13 protein-coding genes and 1 tRNA gene are annotated in these 16,802 nt (G+C 54.7%); 10 read left to right on the top strand and 4 right to left on the bottom strand.

The annotated features are described in order from the left end of the window. Positions 1-32: 32 nt before the first annotated feature. From CWE12_RS08725 to CWE12_RS08710, 4 genes are all read left to right on the top strand, one after another. On the top strand, positions 33-1,283 hold the full coding sequence (locus tag CWE12_RS08725; RefSeq protein ID WP_126789307.1) for a DUF2254 domain-containing protein: 1,251 nt from the start codon (positions 33-35) through the stop codon (positions 1,281-1,283). A 9-nt stretch (positions 1,284-1,292) separates the two neighbouring features. After that, positions 1,293-2,306 carry an LLM class flavin-dependent oxidoreductase gene (locus tag CWE12_RS08720; RefSeq protein WP_126789306.1) on the top strand — a complete coding sequence of 338 codons (1,014 nt, stop codon included), beginning with the start codon at positions 1,293-1,295 and terminating at the stop codon, positions 2,304-2,306. 2 nt (positions 2,307-2,308) lie between these two features. Further along, positions 2,309-2,824 (top strand): gamma-glutamylcyclotransferase family protein, encoded by a 516-nt coding sequence (locus tag CWE12_RS08715; protein WP_126789305.1) that lies wholly within the window; start codon positions 2,309-2,311, stop codon positions 2,822-2,824. A gap of 120 nt (positions 2,825-2,944) precedes the next feature. Further along, the gene (locus tag CWE12_RS08710) at positions 2,945-3,409 is read left to right on the top strand and encodes a GNAT family N-acetyltransferase (RefSeq protein WP_157981956.1); all 465 of its coding nucleotides are present in this window, start codon (positions 2,945-2,947) and stop codon (positions 3,407-3,409) included. Positions 3,410-3,470: 61 nt separating this feature from the next. Here the strand turns inward: CWE12_RS08710 and CWE12_RS08705 are convergent, their stop codons facing one another. Next, positions 3,471-4,277: a PhzF family phenazine biosynthesis protein gene (locus CWE12_RS08705; protein WP_126789303.1), complete on the bottom strand. Its 807-nt coding sequence runs from the start codon at positions 4,275-4,277 to the stop codon at positions 3,471-3,473. 133 nt (positions 4,278-4,410) lie between these two features. Then, positions 4,411-6,423 carry a hypothetical protein gene (locus tag CWE12_RS08700; protein ID WP_126789302.1) on the bottom strand — a complete coding sequence of 671 codons (2,013 nt, stop codon included), beginning with the start codon at positions 6,421-6,423 and terminating at the stop codon, positions 4,411-4,413. A gap of 236 nt (positions 6,424-6,659) precedes the next feature. On the opposite strand from CWE12_RS08700, the gene CWE12_RS08695 reads away from it, so the two are divergent. The 3 genes from CWE12_RS08695 (at position 6,660) to rimI (ending at position 7,718) form a co-directional block, all read left to right on the top strand. Then, positions 6,660-6,736, top strand: a tRNA-Trp gene (locus tag CWE12_RS08695). Between the two features lie 23 nt (positions 6,737-6,759). Beyond that, positions 6,760-7,278 (top strand): hypothetical protein, encoded by a 519-nt coding sequence (locus CWE12_RS13605; protein ID WP_157981955.1) that lies wholly within the window; start codon positions 6,760-6,762, stop codon positions 7,276-7,278. Further along, on the top strand, positions 7,248-7,718 hold the full coding sequence (gene rimI / locus CWE12_RS08690) for a ribosomal protein S18-alanine N-acetyltransferase (RefSeq protein ID WP_198675720.1): 471 nt from the start codon (positions 7,248-7,250) through the stop codon (positions 7,716-7,718). Before CWE12_RS13605 ends, rimI begins: the two co-directional genes overlap by 31 nt. A gap of 31 nt (positions 7,719-7,749) precedes the next feature. On the opposite strand, the gene CWE12_RS08685 is transcribed toward rimI, so the two are convergent. Both CWE12_RS08685 and CWE12_RS08680 read right to left on the bottom strand, forming a co-directional pair. After that, entirely contained in the window at positions 7,750-9,180 is a 1,431-nt protein-coding gene (locus tag CWE12_RS08685) for a M14 family metallopeptidase (protein ID WP_157981953.1), read from the bottom strand. Then, positions 9,149-12,001 (bottom strand): TonB-dependent receptor domain-containing protein, encoded by a 2,853-nt coding sequence (locus tag CWE12_RS08680; protein ID WP_126789299.1) that lies wholly within the window; start codon positions 11,999-12,001, stop codon positions 9,149-9,151. Before CWE12_RS08680 ends, CWE12_RS08685 begins: the two co-directional genes overlap by 32 nt. 255 nt (positions 12,002-12,256) lie before the next feature. Between CWE12_RS08680 and CWE12_RS08675 the strand changes: the two genes are divergently transcribed. From CWE12_RS08675 to CWE12_RS08665, 3 genes are all read left to right on the top strand, one after another. After that, complete coding sequence (locus CWE12_RS08675) at positions 12,257-12,829, top strand: hypothetical protein (RefSeq protein WP_126789298.1); 573 nt, start codon at positions 12,257-12,259, stop codon at positions 12,827-12,829. 201 nt (positions 12,830-13,030) lie between these two features. Then, entirely contained in the window at positions 13,031-13,726 is a 696-nt protein-coding gene (locus CWE12_RS08670) for a hypothetical protein (RefSeq protein ID WP_126789297.1), read from the top strand. Between the two features lie 10 nt (positions 13,727-13,736). Then, the gene (locus CWE12_RS08665; protein WP_126789296.1) at positions 13,737-16,751 is read left to right on the top strand and encodes a zinc metalloprotease; all 3,015 of its coding nucleotides are present in this window, start codon (positions 13,737-13,739) and stop codon (positions 16,749-16,751) included. Positions 16,752-16,802: the final 51 nt, after the last annotated feature.

Raw genomic sequence — 16,802 nt, 5'->3', positions numbered from 1 at the left:
ACCGCTAATTTTAATAACAATAGTGAGACCCTATGTTTTCAAAATGGCAGTGGCTTTGGTCAAAAATAAAAACAACCCTCTGGATCCGCGCTTGCCTGTTCGGTACCTTCGGCCTGGCCGCGGTGTTACTGGCCAGTTTTGCCGACACCTTTAGCGAGTTCGATCTGCCCTTTAAAGCGCCACAGGAGGCCGTTGACCAGATCCTCGCAATTCTTGCCAACAGTATGCTGATGGTCGTCACCTTTTCCCTCAGCGTGATGGTCTCTGCTTATATGGCAGCAACCAGCAACGTGACCCCGCGTGCCACCCGGTTGATTCGCCAGGACGTCACCACGCAAAACGTGCTGGCTACCTTTATTGGTTCCTTTATCTTCAGTCTGGTTGGCGTAATCGCCGTGAATACCGAAGTCTACAGTGCCAATGGCCGTTTCGTGCTCTTCATTTTCACCATGTTCATGATCGTGCTGGTCGTCCTCGCTATCTTTCGCTGGATAGAACATTTAAGTTTACTCGGCCGGGTGGGGTCAACCTCGAATCAGGTCGAAAAGGCCACCGCGGACGCCCTTGCCTTCTACCGCGACAACCCCTGTCTTGGCGGCCACTTGCGTACCGATGATAGTTTACCGCCCGAGGCCGAGTACCCGCTGCTTGCCGAAGAGGTAGGCTATGTTCAGCACATTGATATGGCGGCACTGCAAAGCTGTGCCGAGGACATGGACGCCGAACTTTATCTGGATACACAACCCGGCACCCTGGTTCATCCGACACGGGCCTTGCTGACCAGCAATAAGCCGATCACGGAACAAATACAGCGTGAACTGCGCAAGGCCATTACCGTCGACAATGAGCGTTCGTTCGCCCAGGATCCGCGCTTCGGCTTTTGCGTACTAACCGAAATTGCCCAGCGCGCCCTGTCGCCCTCGTTAAATGACCCGGGCACCGCGATCGATATTATCAGCCGCCATTTGCGTCTGCTCGCACCCTGGCGTGACCTTAGCAGTTACGACCTCAGTAAATGCCATTGCCCCCGCCTGCATGTGCCTGCTTTGCAGCTCGACAGTATCCTCGACAATGCCTTTTTGCCTATTGCTCGTGATGCCGGAGACATGCTTGAAGTACACATCCGTTTGCACAAGGCATTAAAGGCTCTGAGCCAGCAGGACTCCCCCGAACTGTACCAGGCGACGGAAAAATGTTCGGCAAAATGCCTTGAATATGGCCTCAACGGGCTCCATCTGCAGAAAGACAGAGAGCATTTACGTACATTGGTGAACACACCTTAGGAGTCTGTTTTGAAACTGTCAGTTCTGGATCTTGCACCGGTAACCGAAGAAACCTCCGTCAGTACCGCATTGCACAATGCCGCTGACTTAGCCGCCCACTGCGAACAACTTGGTTATCACAGGTTCTGGATGGCAGAACACCACAATATGACTGGCATCGCCAGTGCCGCGACCGCCGTGGCTCTGGGGCATGTGGCAGAGAAAACCTCGACGATTCGCGTCGGTTCCGGCGGGGTTATGCTGCCCAATCACGCGCCTTATGTGGTCGCCGAGCAATTTGGCACCCTCGATGCACTGCACCCCGGCCGCATCGACATCGGCCTCGGCCGCGCACCAGGGACCGATGGCCGCACCATGCGTGCATTGCGCCGTAAGCCGGAAGACGCCGAACACTTCCCGTCTGACGTCAAAGAATTATTAGGCTACCTTGCCGAAGCAGACCCCAGCGACCCGATCAAAGCGGTCCCGGGCTTTGGCCAGAATATTCCGGTGTGGCTGCTTGGTTCCAGCCTGTTTAGTGCCCAGCTGGCTGCCGCGTTAGGTTTACCTTACGCTTTTGCCTCGCACTTTGCGCCCGATATGTTGCATCAGGCGCTGAAGGTGTATAACAATGAGTTCACCCCATCGCGCTATCTGGACAAGCCATACAGTATGGCCGCGATGAACGTTTTTGCCGCAGACAGTGAACAGGAAGCGCGAACATTGATGAGCTCGATGCAATTACAGTTTGTCGCATTACGTCAGGGGCGAACCGGGTTCCTGCCTAAGCCAGTGGACAACATTCAGGCAGTCTGTGACCCCTATGCTCTGGCCGCGGCCAATCACGCCTTAAGCTACACCGCGTTCGGCACCGCCGAGCAGGTCGGCCGTCAGATCCGTAATTTTGCCGCCGAAACCGGCGTCGATGAAGTGATGCTGACCAGTCACGCCTATGACTTCCAGGCGCGCAAGCGCTCATTTGAAATCGCCGCAAAAGCCATCTCCGCTGGAACACCCTCTACAGAAGCAGCAAAGGATGTTTAATCATGTTTTACTTTGCCTACGGCTCAAACATGTCAAGCCGCCGACTACTGGCCCGGGTACCTAGTGCGCGGGCCGTTGGCGTCGCTCACCTTAGTGACTACGTCATGACCTTCCGCAAACATAGTCATGACGGTTCCGCCAAGTGCACCATCGAGTCTCAGCCCGGGGCCGGCACCCTGGGAGTCGTTTATCGCATCCCCGAGGACCAGCGTTACACCCTCGACCGCATCGAAGGCCAGGGCTTTGGCTACGCCGTTACTGACGTCAAGGTGGTGCTTCAGGAAGGCCGCACGTTGCCCGCCTTTACCTATGTCGGCACCGATATCGACGACACCTTACAGCCCTATAGCTGGTACAAATACCACGTCCTCACCGGCGCCCTCGAACACGGCATCGTTCAGCAGTACGTCGACAACATCAAAGCCGTCAGCGCCATCGAAGACCCTAACCAGGGCCGCCACAGCTACGAACTCTCCATCTACCAGGAGCTCAACCACCACCTCCTCCAACCCACCTGATTCAACATTCAAGCGCGGGGCTTGAATCTTGAATCGGTAAATTCGATTCAACGTTCGGGCGCGGGGCTTGATCATTGAATTTGCTCGGTCAGCTAGAACATATACCTAAGGAATCAGCCAGTGACTATCAGCATCACCACCGCCACAACGACGGACATTCCAGCTATCGCCGAGCTTGAGCAGCACTATTATCAACAGGAAGGCTATCCGGCGGGCTTTTTGTATCAGGCGTTGCGCCAATGGCCAGCCGCGTTGTGGGTTGCTCAAAGTGAAAATCAGTTAATGGGCTATGCGCTTATAGCGCCAGCACAAAGCGCACAGGGTTCCGCTGCAGAACCCTGGCTAATGGCGTTATTGGTGGCCGCTGCGGGACGTGGTAAGGGTATCGGCCGAAAACTATGCGAAGCTGCTATTAACCATTGCAGAGATCAGGGCCAACAAGGGCTATGGCTTAGTGTCGCCGAATACAATCAGGCGGCGATGCAACTCTATCTTAGCCTGGGTTTTGAAGCCATCGAGCTGCGTAAAGACTTTCTCGGCCCGGGTGAGGACCGCCTTCTTATGCGCTTAGCGCTGCAGCGCTAGCTCTTGCTGCAGCTTAAGTTCTGGTTCAACATAACATTGCCGGAAAGCCTTAGTTTCAAGCTCAACGGTCCCGCAAACGAATGGTCCCTTCAAGGTAAGTCACCGCACGCCCCTTCAGTAAAACCCGTGCTGCCTGCTGACCGGCAAGCACCTCACACTCAATGGACCCGCCACGCGCAGACAGCTGCTTCGCGTTAAGTTTTGATTTGCCGAGCCGTTCAGACCAGTATGCCGCCAGTTCACAATGTGCTGATCCGGTCACTGGATCTTCGTCGACCCGAAGTTTAGGGAAGAAACAGCGGCTAACAAAATCACAATCCTCGCCCGCTGCTGTCACCAACACACCGCGTCCGTCCAGTTCGCACAACGCGCTAAAGTTCGGCTTAAGCGCCCGTACTTCGGCTTCGCTATTGAGCACCGCAATATAGTCAAAGTCTTTCAGCACCTGCATCGGCTCCGCACCAATTCCGCGCATTAAACTGGCCGGAAACGTCACTTCCTTTAACTCACTTAACGGGAAGTCCATCACCAGCAAACCATCCTCTTGCTGAGCCACCGTCAGGACTCCACTGCGGGTTGCAAACGACAATGTAGAAGCGTCCACATCGCAATGTTCGAACAACACGTGGGCGCTCGCCAGCGTGGCATGGCCACACAAATCGACTTCGGCCGCCGGAGTAAACCAGCGCAACTCGTAGTCCGTTTTCGCATCGCTCGCAGCCACCAGGAAAGCAGTCTCTGACAGATTGTTCTCCTCAGCTATTTGCTGCAACACCCCGTCATCCAGCCATTCATCCAACAGCGCCACCGCCGCCGGATTGCCAGCAAACACCTCATCACTAAACGCATCCACCTGATACAACCGCATACCACTCCCATTCAACAATCGAGCGCGGGGCTTGATCATTGAATTGGTAAAACCAATTCAAGATTCAAGCCCCGCGCCTGAATCTTGAATGTAAAAAAGGCCACCGCAGCAGCCTTTTAATAACACCAGAACCTTACCACCAGTTGGTGGCGCACGCCTCTATCGAACGGCAACGCAAGGTAACCTGGGGCAATTGGTCAAGCACCAACGCGCCCTCATCTTCAATAAAGGACCATTCCAGAACACGCACTTCAGTGCCGTTGTTCTCACCGACAACTTTCCAGAAAATACGGCGTCCGGCAAGGTCAATCGAAGGCTCAGCCGCCGCATTCAGCGCAGCCACATCAGTCAGCCCTGCACTCTGTTCGAGGCCCCATTCAATCGCCAGACTGTCGGGTCCCTCAACCAGAAGGCCTGTGCCATTGCTCTGCAAACGAATAGACGCGTCAACCTCTGCAGTAAAGCCAGTTCGATGCCAGGCGTTGATCGCAACAAAATCGCGCAAAGACGCCAGCGCGCTACCTGTAGCCTGAGGTCGAGGTTCAACGTCTTCCAGCACAAAACCAGATCCCACCATCAAAGCGGCCGATTCAATATTCTCCACCAGCACTGAACCGATCCCATCATTGTTCACGCGTCGCATCCGATACCGTTCGCCGTTATCGCCAGTAAGCGCTAACACCTGATTTTCTTCCGTTAACTGGTAGCTACCAGTGGTAACAATCTGCGCGCCCAACTCATCGACGTGCGACGTACTAAAGCTACCATTGGTAAAACGATAGACAACCTCCGCTTGGGTATAGCCTTCGTCTGCAACCGGCAGGGCAGGCAACACCCAGTCCTGGGTTAAATCAAAAGCCAAAGACAAACGCTGCGAATACTCTTTGCGCTCAAGACGAAACGCTTCACCCTCGCTCCATAGCACTAACTGAGAATCGTCACTCGCCAGCACATACAGTTCTTCAAAGGGTGCCAGAGCATCGTTTACGCGTATCAAAGCCCCATTCGTCGTGTAGTCCGATGTGCGAAGTTGCTTATCGCCATCCAGCCAAAATATGCCATCGGTCTCCACCACCCAGCTTCGCTCGCCACTTTGAGACCACCACGGCACCTGGCTTCCTAACTCAGTAAAACGCCCTTCCACATCGCCATTCGACAACGATGGCATCAAGTCGCGATTAGCGAGCATAGTCTCCAGCGCCGGCGCTAAATCACCAGCCTGCTGAGCCTCCTCTACAGACGCAGTAAGCGCCTCCAGCTCTGCGCCTAATTCCCAGGTCGTCTCATAGCCTTCAGGCAGCGTATAGCTGCTATTTGTCGCTACAAGATAAATCCAGCCAGCTGTGTTAGCCAATCGATTACTATCGACAGCGCGACCATACCAGACAAGTTCGTCTTCATTTAGTTGCAACGCCTGAGCAGACGCGCCGTTTAACAACATGCTGTACGCCGTAGTTAACGCATTAACTCGCAGTCCAGCGACGCCGGTATCAGTCACGCGGTTGTCACCAGAACGCGCCGCATAAACACTTTGCGTTCCCGGCAACATGCTGTGCAGCGTCAGCGGGCTGCCATTGCGAGTACCAGCGACTGTCAACAGGCTGCTTTTATCGCTCTCAAGATTAAACAGCCGCAGCTCTATTTCAAACACGCCGTTTGCAGTCACCTCACCTGTACCGCCCACGTCGTCCCCACGAACGTCAACCTCAGGGTCGGTTATCCAGCCATGCGGAAAACTTCCTTCAAGCGTCAGCCGTTGATACACACGCACCGACACATTCACTTCAAGCTCGTTGAATCCGTTAGTAATGCGATAACTGAAAGCGTCATCGCCAATCGCTTCACGGTCAGCAAGGTAGGCTAACTCATTCGGACGATCTTCCGAACGATATACAATGCCTTTTTCACCATCCTGCCAACTATCAGCCACCAGCTGCAAAGTGCCACAGCCGTTGGCACTGGCATTTGCGTCTTCAAATACATCGACAAAGGCGATCGAACCACGCGACACCTCAATTTCAAAGGCTTCAGCCGTAGGCAGTCGCTCTTCGCATGGTCCCTGCGGCGACTCTTTAACCCCTGATGACAGGCAGCCCGCCAGAAAAACCGTCGAACAGACCGCACTAAATAACGTTCGTAAGCGCATCGAACACTCCGTGTTTATAAGAATTATTGCGCTAAATCATACCCACAAAGCAACCGCCCGTCACCACCATTCAACGATCGAGCGCGGGGCTTGAATGTTGAATCTAAATCGAAATTCAATGTTCAAGCCCCGCGCTTGATCGTTGAATGTTCGATATTTGCGCAAATGGTTGCGCTGCAGCGAATTTTCCCTTGCCTGAACAAAGGGGGCCAGTATAATGCTCTGCACCAATCGGCAGGGGTGTAGTTCCAATTGGTAGAACAGCGGTCTCCAAAACCGACGGTTGGGGGTTCGAATCCCTCCACCCCTGCCAACTTTCATGCTAGCATCAGAACCATGAACGATTCTCCCGACAAGCCCGCAACGGCAACCAGCAAATGGACCAGACATCAGCTCGAGAGCCTTCAGGCACTCGGCATTCCGCTGTACTCATTCGTCCAACCATCAGCAACCGCTCAAACATTCAATGATCAAGCCCCGCGCCTGAATGTTGAATCGGAGTCGGAATTCAATGATCAAGCCCCGCGCTCGAATGTTGAATCGGAGTCGGAATTCAATGATCAAGCCCCGCGCTCGAATGTTGAATCGGAGTCGGAATTCAATGATCAAGCCCCGCGCTCGAATGTTGAATTTCACTATCGGTTGGGGGGATGGACGTTGCGGACGGCGGAGCGTTTGCCGGTGGAGTTGTATCCGTGGCTGAAAGATCTCAGCAGTCATTTGCAGCAACAGCTGACAGAAATAAAAGCCGATCCACAGCAACCGCACCTGGATATTACCCCATGGTGCAAGACCACATTAAGCCCGGACGAAAAACGCGACCTATGGAACCAGCTGAAACTCTGGCTAAACTAATTGCCCCCTGCGACATCAGCGCCCCCGAATTCTATTTGATTGAATGCGCGGCCCATGGCGCGCCCTGGTCGCGCACCTCATTCAATGACTGCACCGGCAAGTACTACCGCACCCAGGCCCTGTACGTCGACCAAAAGCCCGTAGGCTTCACCATTTGCCGTCTGGTCGCCGACGAAGTCACCCTAATGAATATCGCCGTCCACCCGGAGCATCAGGGCAAAGGCTACGGTGCATTGTTGCTAAAAGACGTGCTCAATTACGCCAGCGACAAGCAAAACCAGCCGCAATACAAAGTATTTCTGGAAGTGCGCGAAAGCAACCGAAGTGCCATCGCCCTATATAGAAAGTACGGTTTTCAGGACATCGGCCGACGCCCCGGCTACTACCCTCCCGTTCCCCCGGCAAGAAAAAAAGAAACCGCCATCGTCATGCGCCGCTAAAAGCGCCGCTGGCCCAAGCCATTAAACGCCATCAATCAGCCTCATCCGGCAACGGCCGCACCAGCATATAAGCCATCAAAGTGCGCGCCGCATGGGTCGCTATCAGATCAATTACCATCCGGTCGCTGTCATCGGCCACTTCATAAGTCACCGCGTGCGTACCATGGGTATCCGCCATGTACTGTTTAAAATTGCCCTGCGCCGGGTTGGCCGCGGGTATCTCGCGCACCGGATTCGGTGCCACCGCAGCAGCCAGCATATTCAGCCAGTCAAAACTAAAATCCGGCTCTTTGTCGAGGTAGTCCCCCGGCGTGGTGTAATAAACGTCGCGAAAGGTCGAGTGAAAATCAACCCCGTAAACCAGCTCGCCCCCCTCATCAAGCAGCTCCCGGATAAAGGCATCAACCGCCTGCGTTTCCGCCTGTTCCAGGCTAAACCAGTCCCGGTTAAGGTCGACCCCGTTCGCATTGTGCCGCCAGTGTCCCCCCGCCACGCCGTCCGGATTCAAGTTCGGCGCAATCAATACATTGTAACGATCAAGGAATGCCTCACTAAACACCGGCGTATCCAGCAGCGCCTCAACAAAAGTCCGCATTGCCATCGCCCCGGTAATCTCCGGAGGATGTTGTCGCCCCAAAAGCAGCAACCATTCATTGCCCGCCCCGTAGTGAACCAGCGCCGGTAACTCACGATCCTCTTCGCTACGGCCAAGCTGTATCCGCTGCAAATGCTCATACCGCTCTTCAAGTTGCGCCAGCCAAACCTGATAGTCATTGTTATCAAACAATTCCTGCCCGGCAATCCATATTTTCTCAGGCCCCACCTCAACCGTAAAAAACTGCGAACTGCCTTCGCTTTCGAAATCCATGACATCCCAGGTCGTCCGATCAAGGCTGATTTTCGGCCGGTAACGCGTACGTGCATGCTCACTTCGAATTTCAATTTCAATCGTGCGGGGTTCATCAGACTCAATCGTAAAAGCATGCCAGGGGCTGGGGTTTATCGGCGTACTTTCCGGCTCCAGATGGAGGATCAAACGTCCATCGTCGCCACGTTCACAACGACCAAAACGACCTTGTGGAAACTCAGCACTAAAACGGACATCTGAGAAATCGCAGCTGACCCAGGTAGTTGGTTCATCACTCGCTTCCTGATCTTGCTCAGAGCCCTCACCTTCCTCAGGGCCACCAGCTTCAGCGTCCGCCCCCTCATCTTGCGAGGACACTGCTTCAGCTTCAGCTACATCATCGTCAACCGCAGCCAATTCAGCCCCGGCTTCAGCCAAAGCCGCCCCCATAACCGAAGCGCCAACCCCCACCGAAGGCACAACCGCCTCCTCCGCAGCCAAACGCTCTAACGCCACTTCAACCGGAACCCCATCACTTCCGCCAGCAAACATCAAACACACCAACGCTGGTACGCAATAGGGGTCAAAACGCAATGCTGTAATCCAGATAAACATACCGCCCACGATTCGAATGCACATCTGAAATATAGCCGAAACTGGCGCTGGCAACAGGTGGCGCCTCATCAGTCAGGTTGCGCACGCCAAGGCGGATACGACTCTCATCCAGCCAGTTCGCGGCACGAATGCGGTAATCAGCAAACACATCGTAGGTCGTCATACTCGGAATAGGCATAGCCTCTCCGTCGTCGTTGGTCACACTGGTATTGTCAAAATCACTAATATAATTAACCCGTAACTGGGTCCCCCATTGGCGGTACTCCCAGCCCACCGAGGCAAAACCACGCCATTCAGGGTTGCCGTTCGAACGGCGCAAATCACCCGCCCCCAAAACCGCAATGTCCTGCGGCAATGCTGGATTCCCCGCCGCCTGCTCCGCAATCACCAGCGCGCTAATAGGGTCCGGCGTTTGCTCAAACTTGGTCAGCTGAGCCGCATTAAGGTTAAAGCGGAAAGTACCCATGTCCGTCGGCAGGCTATAACTTACACTAACGTCCATCCCTTCGGTGGTGCGCGGGTTAAGGTTGCCATACTGGTTCTCAATATAAAGCACCTCGCCCGCGTCATTGCGCACAATCGCCTCGTTCACCGACCCCTCTGCACGCAGCAACGCGTCGTACAACAAGTGGGTCTGGCTATTCAGAATCCCCACCGTACCGACCTGCTCAATGTTCCACCAGTCGACCGTAATCAGTAAATTCTCAAGCGGCGACAACGCCACCCCATAGGACAGGTTTTCACTTTCTTCCGGCTCCAGCTCCACGTTGCCGCCGCGCACTTCCGCCACGCCATAACGCATGTCCAGCAAGGGGTCATACCGGGTATTCGAACGTGTCACACCTTGCTCCACCACTTGCGGCAGATTCGGTGCGCGAAAGCCCTCGGTGTAAGCCGCCCGCAACTGAACCCAGTCCGCAGGTCCCCAGGCCAAAGCCAGCTTAGGTTTAAGCACACTTCCCACATCCGAAAAGTCTTCATAACGGGCCGCCAGCTGCATATCCAACGTCGCATGCAAAGGCACTTCCAACTCCGCATAAACCGACATCACATCGCGGTTACCATCCGCCGACGGCGTCGAGCTACTGCCTAATGCCGCGCTGTCCGATAAAAGCTCGCCAGTCACCTGGTCAACAAAAGGCAATTCACCACTTAACAGCGGGTCCCGTTCATCTTCGTAGGCTTCATAGCGGTATTCAACGCCAACCGCGGCCCCAATGGCGCCCGCATACCAGTCAAACACCGCCGGGTTGGACAGTTTAAAGTCCCATAGCGCCAGCTCGCTGGTACTTTCCCGAAACACATCCACGGTAAAGGTATCAATCACCGACTGCGGGTTACGCCGCAAGGTACCCGAATTCGGACTCGTTGGGTCACCACCTAAAAACGGGTTATAGGCCAAATCAGGGTCGGTCTGGTTAATCGCATTTTGCAGTGCATCGCCGCGAATGCGGTTGTAATCCATATCCAGCGTGGTCGCCCGCGAGTACAGCACCGCACTTTCCCAGTCCCAATATCCAAACATGCCACGCAGCCCGGCCAGCGTGCGGTAGCTGTCATCGTCGACCACAATCCGCCGTCCTCCCGCATCCACCGCACGGTAATTGCGCAACAGCACATCTTCACCAAAGGGGTTGTACGCCGCATCCGCAGCAATGGTAAAACGTTGCGCAGCCAGGTTAGCGTTCTGTTCACGCAAGCGGGTCGACTCAGCCGTGTACCACAAACCTTCAGCAAAAAACTCCAGGTTGTCGTTAATCTGGTGGGTCAGATAGCCAAACACGTTAAAGCGATCCACATCCGAGGTCATCGACTGATCCTCAAGTGCCGGATCATAATACCAGTCACGATCCGCGGTGCCGCTCGCCGCACACACCTCATCGTCGACCACGTACTCACAGTTTTCACTGCCCGCCGGCTGAATATGCACAGTACCAATCGAGTCGCCGATAAAGTGCCCCCAGGGGCTCGCAATCAGACGGTTATCCAGTGACGGATTGCCTTCAAATCCCGCCGGGATATCCGGGTGAAAACGCAAATCACTATTGCCGGAATAATCCCGCTCACTGGCCATTATCCCGGTACGGGTGTAATACGCCGCGGACAAACTAAGGTACGTCTGATTGTCATTAAATGTGCGGCCATGCAGCGCGGTCAGCGTCATCTGGTCAAACGAGGTGCCATCAGAGGCACCATAATTCGCTGCCACCTGAGTGCCGTCCACGTCATCTTTCAGCACATAGTTAACCACCCCGGCGACTGCGTCCGAGCCGTAAATCGCCGCCGCTCCGTCGCGCAATACTTCGAGCCGGCTCAGGCCTCGTACCGGCAAAGTATTCGAGTTCACCGTCGTCACCGGCACAAAATTTTCCGTTTGCGTTCCGGGGTGCAGCACCAGCCGCCGCCCGTTCAAAAGGGTCAGCGTATTGCCGGTGCCAATCCCGCGCAGGTTAATCGACGCTACATCGCCGCGAGCGTCGTTGACACCACCAATGGTGCGTTCGTTATTAAAACTGATATCACCAATCTGCGGAATCGAGCGCAGCAGCTCATCGCCAGTCGCCGCCCCGGTCGCCCGAATATCCTCCTCGCTGAGTACCGTTACCGGCAGGTTACCCGCCGCGCGCGCTCCGCGAATATTTGAGCCAACCACCCGGATGCGTTCAATCGCAGGTTCAGCAGCCTCGTCCTCTTCGACATCACTTTGTTGTGCGTACACAGGGCTGACCAGCGCGCCCCCGCTTAAGGCTACAAAAAGACAGACACGCAGATAACTGGGCTTATTAACAGAATTGAGAGAACGACGTTCATTTAAGCGCACAAGGCACCTCCGGCAGCGGGTAGTAGTTAACAAATAGTAAACAACCACCCCGTTTCCACCCTCCGTTTTACATAATTTTTGCTAAGCCTTTGCTACCAGAAGCCACCTAAAACGCAGCCGTTCTTTGAATATACCCGCAATGTTAGCTATACCTTGAAGCATCGTAAGGCATAACTCTGCCTGCCACTAAATGGCTTTCTATGAAGTCAGTAACATGATCAGTACCATTTCCAGCAACATTAAAGGATGCCCGTTATGAAGAATTATGCATTAGCCATTGCCCTGTTAACCGCACTCGGCTTAACAGCCTGCAGCGACCCGGATGATCAGCAAGGCGACCCAACCAACCCTACCCAACAGGTCCAGCAACGACAGCAAGCCGAAGATCAGGACACCGGCACCGCAGGTGAGCGCGACGCAACCACCATGCGCAGCGCACAACCCGCCCCAGCTGACTCAGAACTCAGACCCGAGAACGACATACAGGGGCGTAACCAAATGCAAGAATTCACCCAGCAACAAGCCGAAGAACACGCTGAACTGCGCACCTACCTCACCTCATACACCCGCAATAACGAAGCTGACAGTCAGGACCAGTGCGCCTTCTTTGCCCTTGGCGACAAGCCCTGCGGTGGTCCGGAAAGCTATGTGGTGTATTCACAAAAAGACCTCAGCGACGAGGACATCGCGAATCTGGAAAAGCGCGCCCAGCGCTACCGCGAGCTGGATGCCATGATGCATGCCGCAGAAGGGATGATGAGCACGTGCGACGTAACCCCGCAACCCCAGGTGACACTTGAAAATGGTCGCTGCGTAGCACGCAATTAAACGCACAGCTTTTAACTGACAGTCCATAACTAACAGTCCTTTGCAGACAGCGAGGCACGAACAAAAGCATCGTGCCTGCCGCGCACCCCATCCTATCAGCCCCCTTACTCCGCGAAATCACCAGTCGCTATAGCAGATGACCTATTCTTTTACGCTGCGTTATTGGTTACTATTTGACGCCAAATTAGATGGATTTAATTCATGTCAAAACAGTCGCTCCTTAAACCAGTCCTTGCCTGCGTGTTAGCTGCCGTGCTTACTGCCTGTACCCATTCAACGTCAACCAGTGCCGCCGAACAGAGCACCTCGTTCGAGCCAGTCAGCGAAGCCCATGGTATCCAGCTCAGTGGCGTTTTCGAGGCACCAGACGAGTGGCGACTGAATTTGGCCACTCCATTACTGCAAGCGCCGCAAGCAGCGACTGAGAACAACCCTCCTGGTAACCATAATGAGTACTGGGTTCGCATTAACGACGCCACTGAACGTCTGCCGGTTGCGGTCAGCGACATCTCAAAAGGCCCAATGCATTTTTCTGTAGACGTCGGCCACAGTCACTTACCCATTCAGCAGCTCACCCTGTATCGCAATCAGCACCAGCTGCAGGTTATTGAGAACGATCAGCCGCTCCCGGCCGCCGGGCAATGGCTGCCGATGGTAAAACTCGCCTCAGTCCCCGCCTCAGAGCACGGCGAACAAGGCCAGCTTTGTGTAACCTGGCCAGATCAGTTTTTCGCGCGGGCAGCCTTACTGACTGTCAGCGACCAGGGCCGATTGCAGTTACAACAGCAATCCACCTCCAGCCCGGTATGTATTGACGCTACCGACGAAAGCCATGCGCAGCTGCGAGTTAACCTTCGCAACCCTATGTTTGCAGTGCAGCTCAAAACGAACCGCTAAGCGAGGCAGTATGTTTCCAATTAAACCTTTACTAGGGGCCATTCTGGCTCCGGCGCTGGCCCTTTCGCTCGCCGCCTGTGGTGGCGATTCCACCAGCTATACCGTCACTACCTCTGCTGGCGAAGGCGGTGCTATTTCCCCCGCACAGAGAACCGTAAACGCCGGTCAGTCAACCACCTTCAGTATCAATCCGCTTAGCGGTTACCGGATTAACCAGGTCAGCGGTTGCAACGGCCAGTTAAGCGGTCGCAACTATGAAATAGCGGAAGTAACTCAGGACTGCCAGGTCAACGCGTCCTTCGAAATCCAGACGTATGCAGTGACCACAGAGTTTAACTTCGGCGACCAGCAGCCGAACGAAGCCATGCTGCCGACCATCGATCCCGAGTCAGTCGACGTTCTTTACAACCAGCAACAAACCTTTGAACTTCGCCTGCCCGATGACAAATGGACCTTCAACACCGCCACAGGCTGTCCCGTCAGCATGTTCCGGATCCAGGCCGGCACCAACATCAGCATTACCACCAGACCCATTTTACGATCCTGTACGCTTGAACTTGATATCACACCACCGGATCCGAATAAGGGCTACGAAATCAGTGCCGACATCGCTAACGGAAACGCTTATCTCGAGGGGCCTGAACGCCCCAGCGACTCCTTCAGCTATGGTGAACAAGTTCAGATCGACCTGCAGCCAGTCGGCGAGCGCGACCTGATCCGTTTCACCCCCTCGGCAACGAACTGCGAGTTCCAGCAGGACGGCACCTCAGTCACCATTACGGTTCTTGGGAATTGCCACTTTTCCGCTCTTTTCCTCGCCGAAGGCGAGCACAACTTCGCCAGCAATTCTCTACTAAGAGCGTTCCGCGATGCGCAGGATCTCGCACCAGAGGATCACCTGACTGAAGCACTGGTAGCGGCAGTAGACTCTGTTGACCTCTTTACCGATGAATCGGTGGTACTCAACCTCGACGGTATCCAGGCAGCCCAGAGCCTGACCTCGCTCGCTTTTCGCACCGTCCAGGCGGACCTTGCTCCTTTAACCGCGCTCCCGCTGACAACACTTAAAGTTGAGAAAGTTGAATACAACGGTCCACTCAGTCTCGAGCCGCTTAAAACTATGCCGCTGCGCCATCTGCAGCTGACCTTTTTCGAAGCAACCCAGCAGGACTACGATCTGCTAAGTGGGTTAAGCGACCTTAGGTCCCTTAATTTAAGCAGTAACCGAGGCCTCCAGAAGATCGATTTCGTTGAACACCTGTCCGAGCTGGAAACATTAACGCTTAGCCAGAGCGGCGTGGTTGATATTCGGCCAGTGCTGCAGTCAGGCCTGCCCCTCCACCCGGGGACTGCCCATTTTACCGTCAATGGCTGTGCCAGCCTCGAACAGCCGGTCACCCAGGACGTCATCGACGAACTTGAGACAGACGGCGTTAGTACGTCTGTGGGTAGTAATTCAAATCTGAGCCTGTGCCCGGATGCCAGCGACTACTATAGCGGCACCCTGACCGCTGATCTCAACACCGATCAGCTTAGCCTGGACTGGACTTCTGATGCCGACGACGTTGTCTCATGCGCGGTCTATTACAACCTGCATGCGCAGCAGCCGCGTGTCATGGATGCCGAAATCACCCCATGCGGTGTAACAGGCTCCGAGACACTGACCGTCGATCTCGACGTGCAACAAGTAGACCTCTATATCAATGACGGACTCTTTCCTGTCCCAGTAAAGCTCGCTTCTACGCAGGTGGACAGTACCAACGACAGCACCCAGTTGCGTTTAGCCGCTGTGGACTGGGGACAAACCACATTTAAAGCCAATCCCTACCTTGTGCCTGGCCGCAGTGCCTTGTTGCGCGCCCACGTGATTGCCGATAGCAGCGCGACCCTGCCAGTAGTCAGCGCCTCCTTACGCTTAGGTGGCACGTCTGATAACCAGGACTTCGATCAACCTGCCGAAATTCCTGCCGCCCCCGTATTTGATTCACTGGACGGCAGCTATCAACTGCAAATACCGGCAGAGTTCATGCAGCAGGGCCTCGAAATCGATATCAGCATGGACGGCGCCCCGATCTATACCGTCGAGCCAACCTTTGCCGATCCCAACACCCTCTATCTGACCGTAGTACCTATGGTTGTCGACGGAGTGGTTCCGGACATCCCCTCCAATGAAGAGCTTGCGCGCACCATCAAAGAATACTGGCCGATCGGAGAGGTCGTGATTGAACGCCGCAGCCAGTTTGAAGTAGAAGATTCAAATAGCTTAATCGGCGCGCGCGACTTGCTGTACATGTTACGCGATCTGCACGCCCAGGAAGGTGCTCAGCATTATTACCACGGTTTCTTTAATATCGACGCGCTGGATACCAGAGACGCTGCAGGTGTTGCCTTCCGTCCTGGCCGGGTAGGTGTCACCTGGGATTCACCCTACGGTGTAGAGGGGACATTTGCCCATGAACTTGGCCACAATTTCAGCGTTGGCCACATTGATTGCGGCGGACCAACCAGCGTTGAGGTTCAGTACCCTTACGCACCTGAATTCATGGGCAGCATTGGCGTTAACCATGACTTTTCTGAAATTTATGGCAGCGAGCAACGCGCCGATGTGATGAGCTACTGTGACCCCAGCTTTACCTCAGACTGGGTTTACGAAAAAGCCCAGGACCATCTGACTGCCAACCCGCCGCGCCCATTTAATGCAGCTAAGGCATTCGATGCGACAGTCCTGTCGCAACCCACCTACAGCACCTACATCAGTGGTGTGATTGATCAGGTAGAGGGCAACAGCCGCATTCTCAGCCACTTCGAGCTGAACCAGGCTGCCGGTCGCGAAAACTATGGACCTTTCCTGATGATCGCCACCGACAGCAATGGCCAGAAAATCGAGCGCAACTTCGCTATCGAGCAAATCTCTGAAAGCACCAGCGAGACCAACGGCTACTTCAACGTCCGTCTGCCAGCGTACGACATTCGCGACGTTCAGATCCTTTATCAGGGCAAAGAAGTACTCCGCGTCCAGCTGTAGCCTCCCACCGACAAATTCAACATTCAAGCCCCGCGCTTGAATGTTGAATTC

It is taken from the genome of Aliidiomarina sedimenti (genome assembly GCF_003986955.1).
Lineage (GTDB): Bacteria > Pseudomonadota > Gammaproteobacteria > Enterobacterales > Alteromonadaceae > Aliidiomarina > Aliidiomarina sedimenti.
This window is presented reverse-complemented; position numbering and strand designations above follow the sequence as displayed.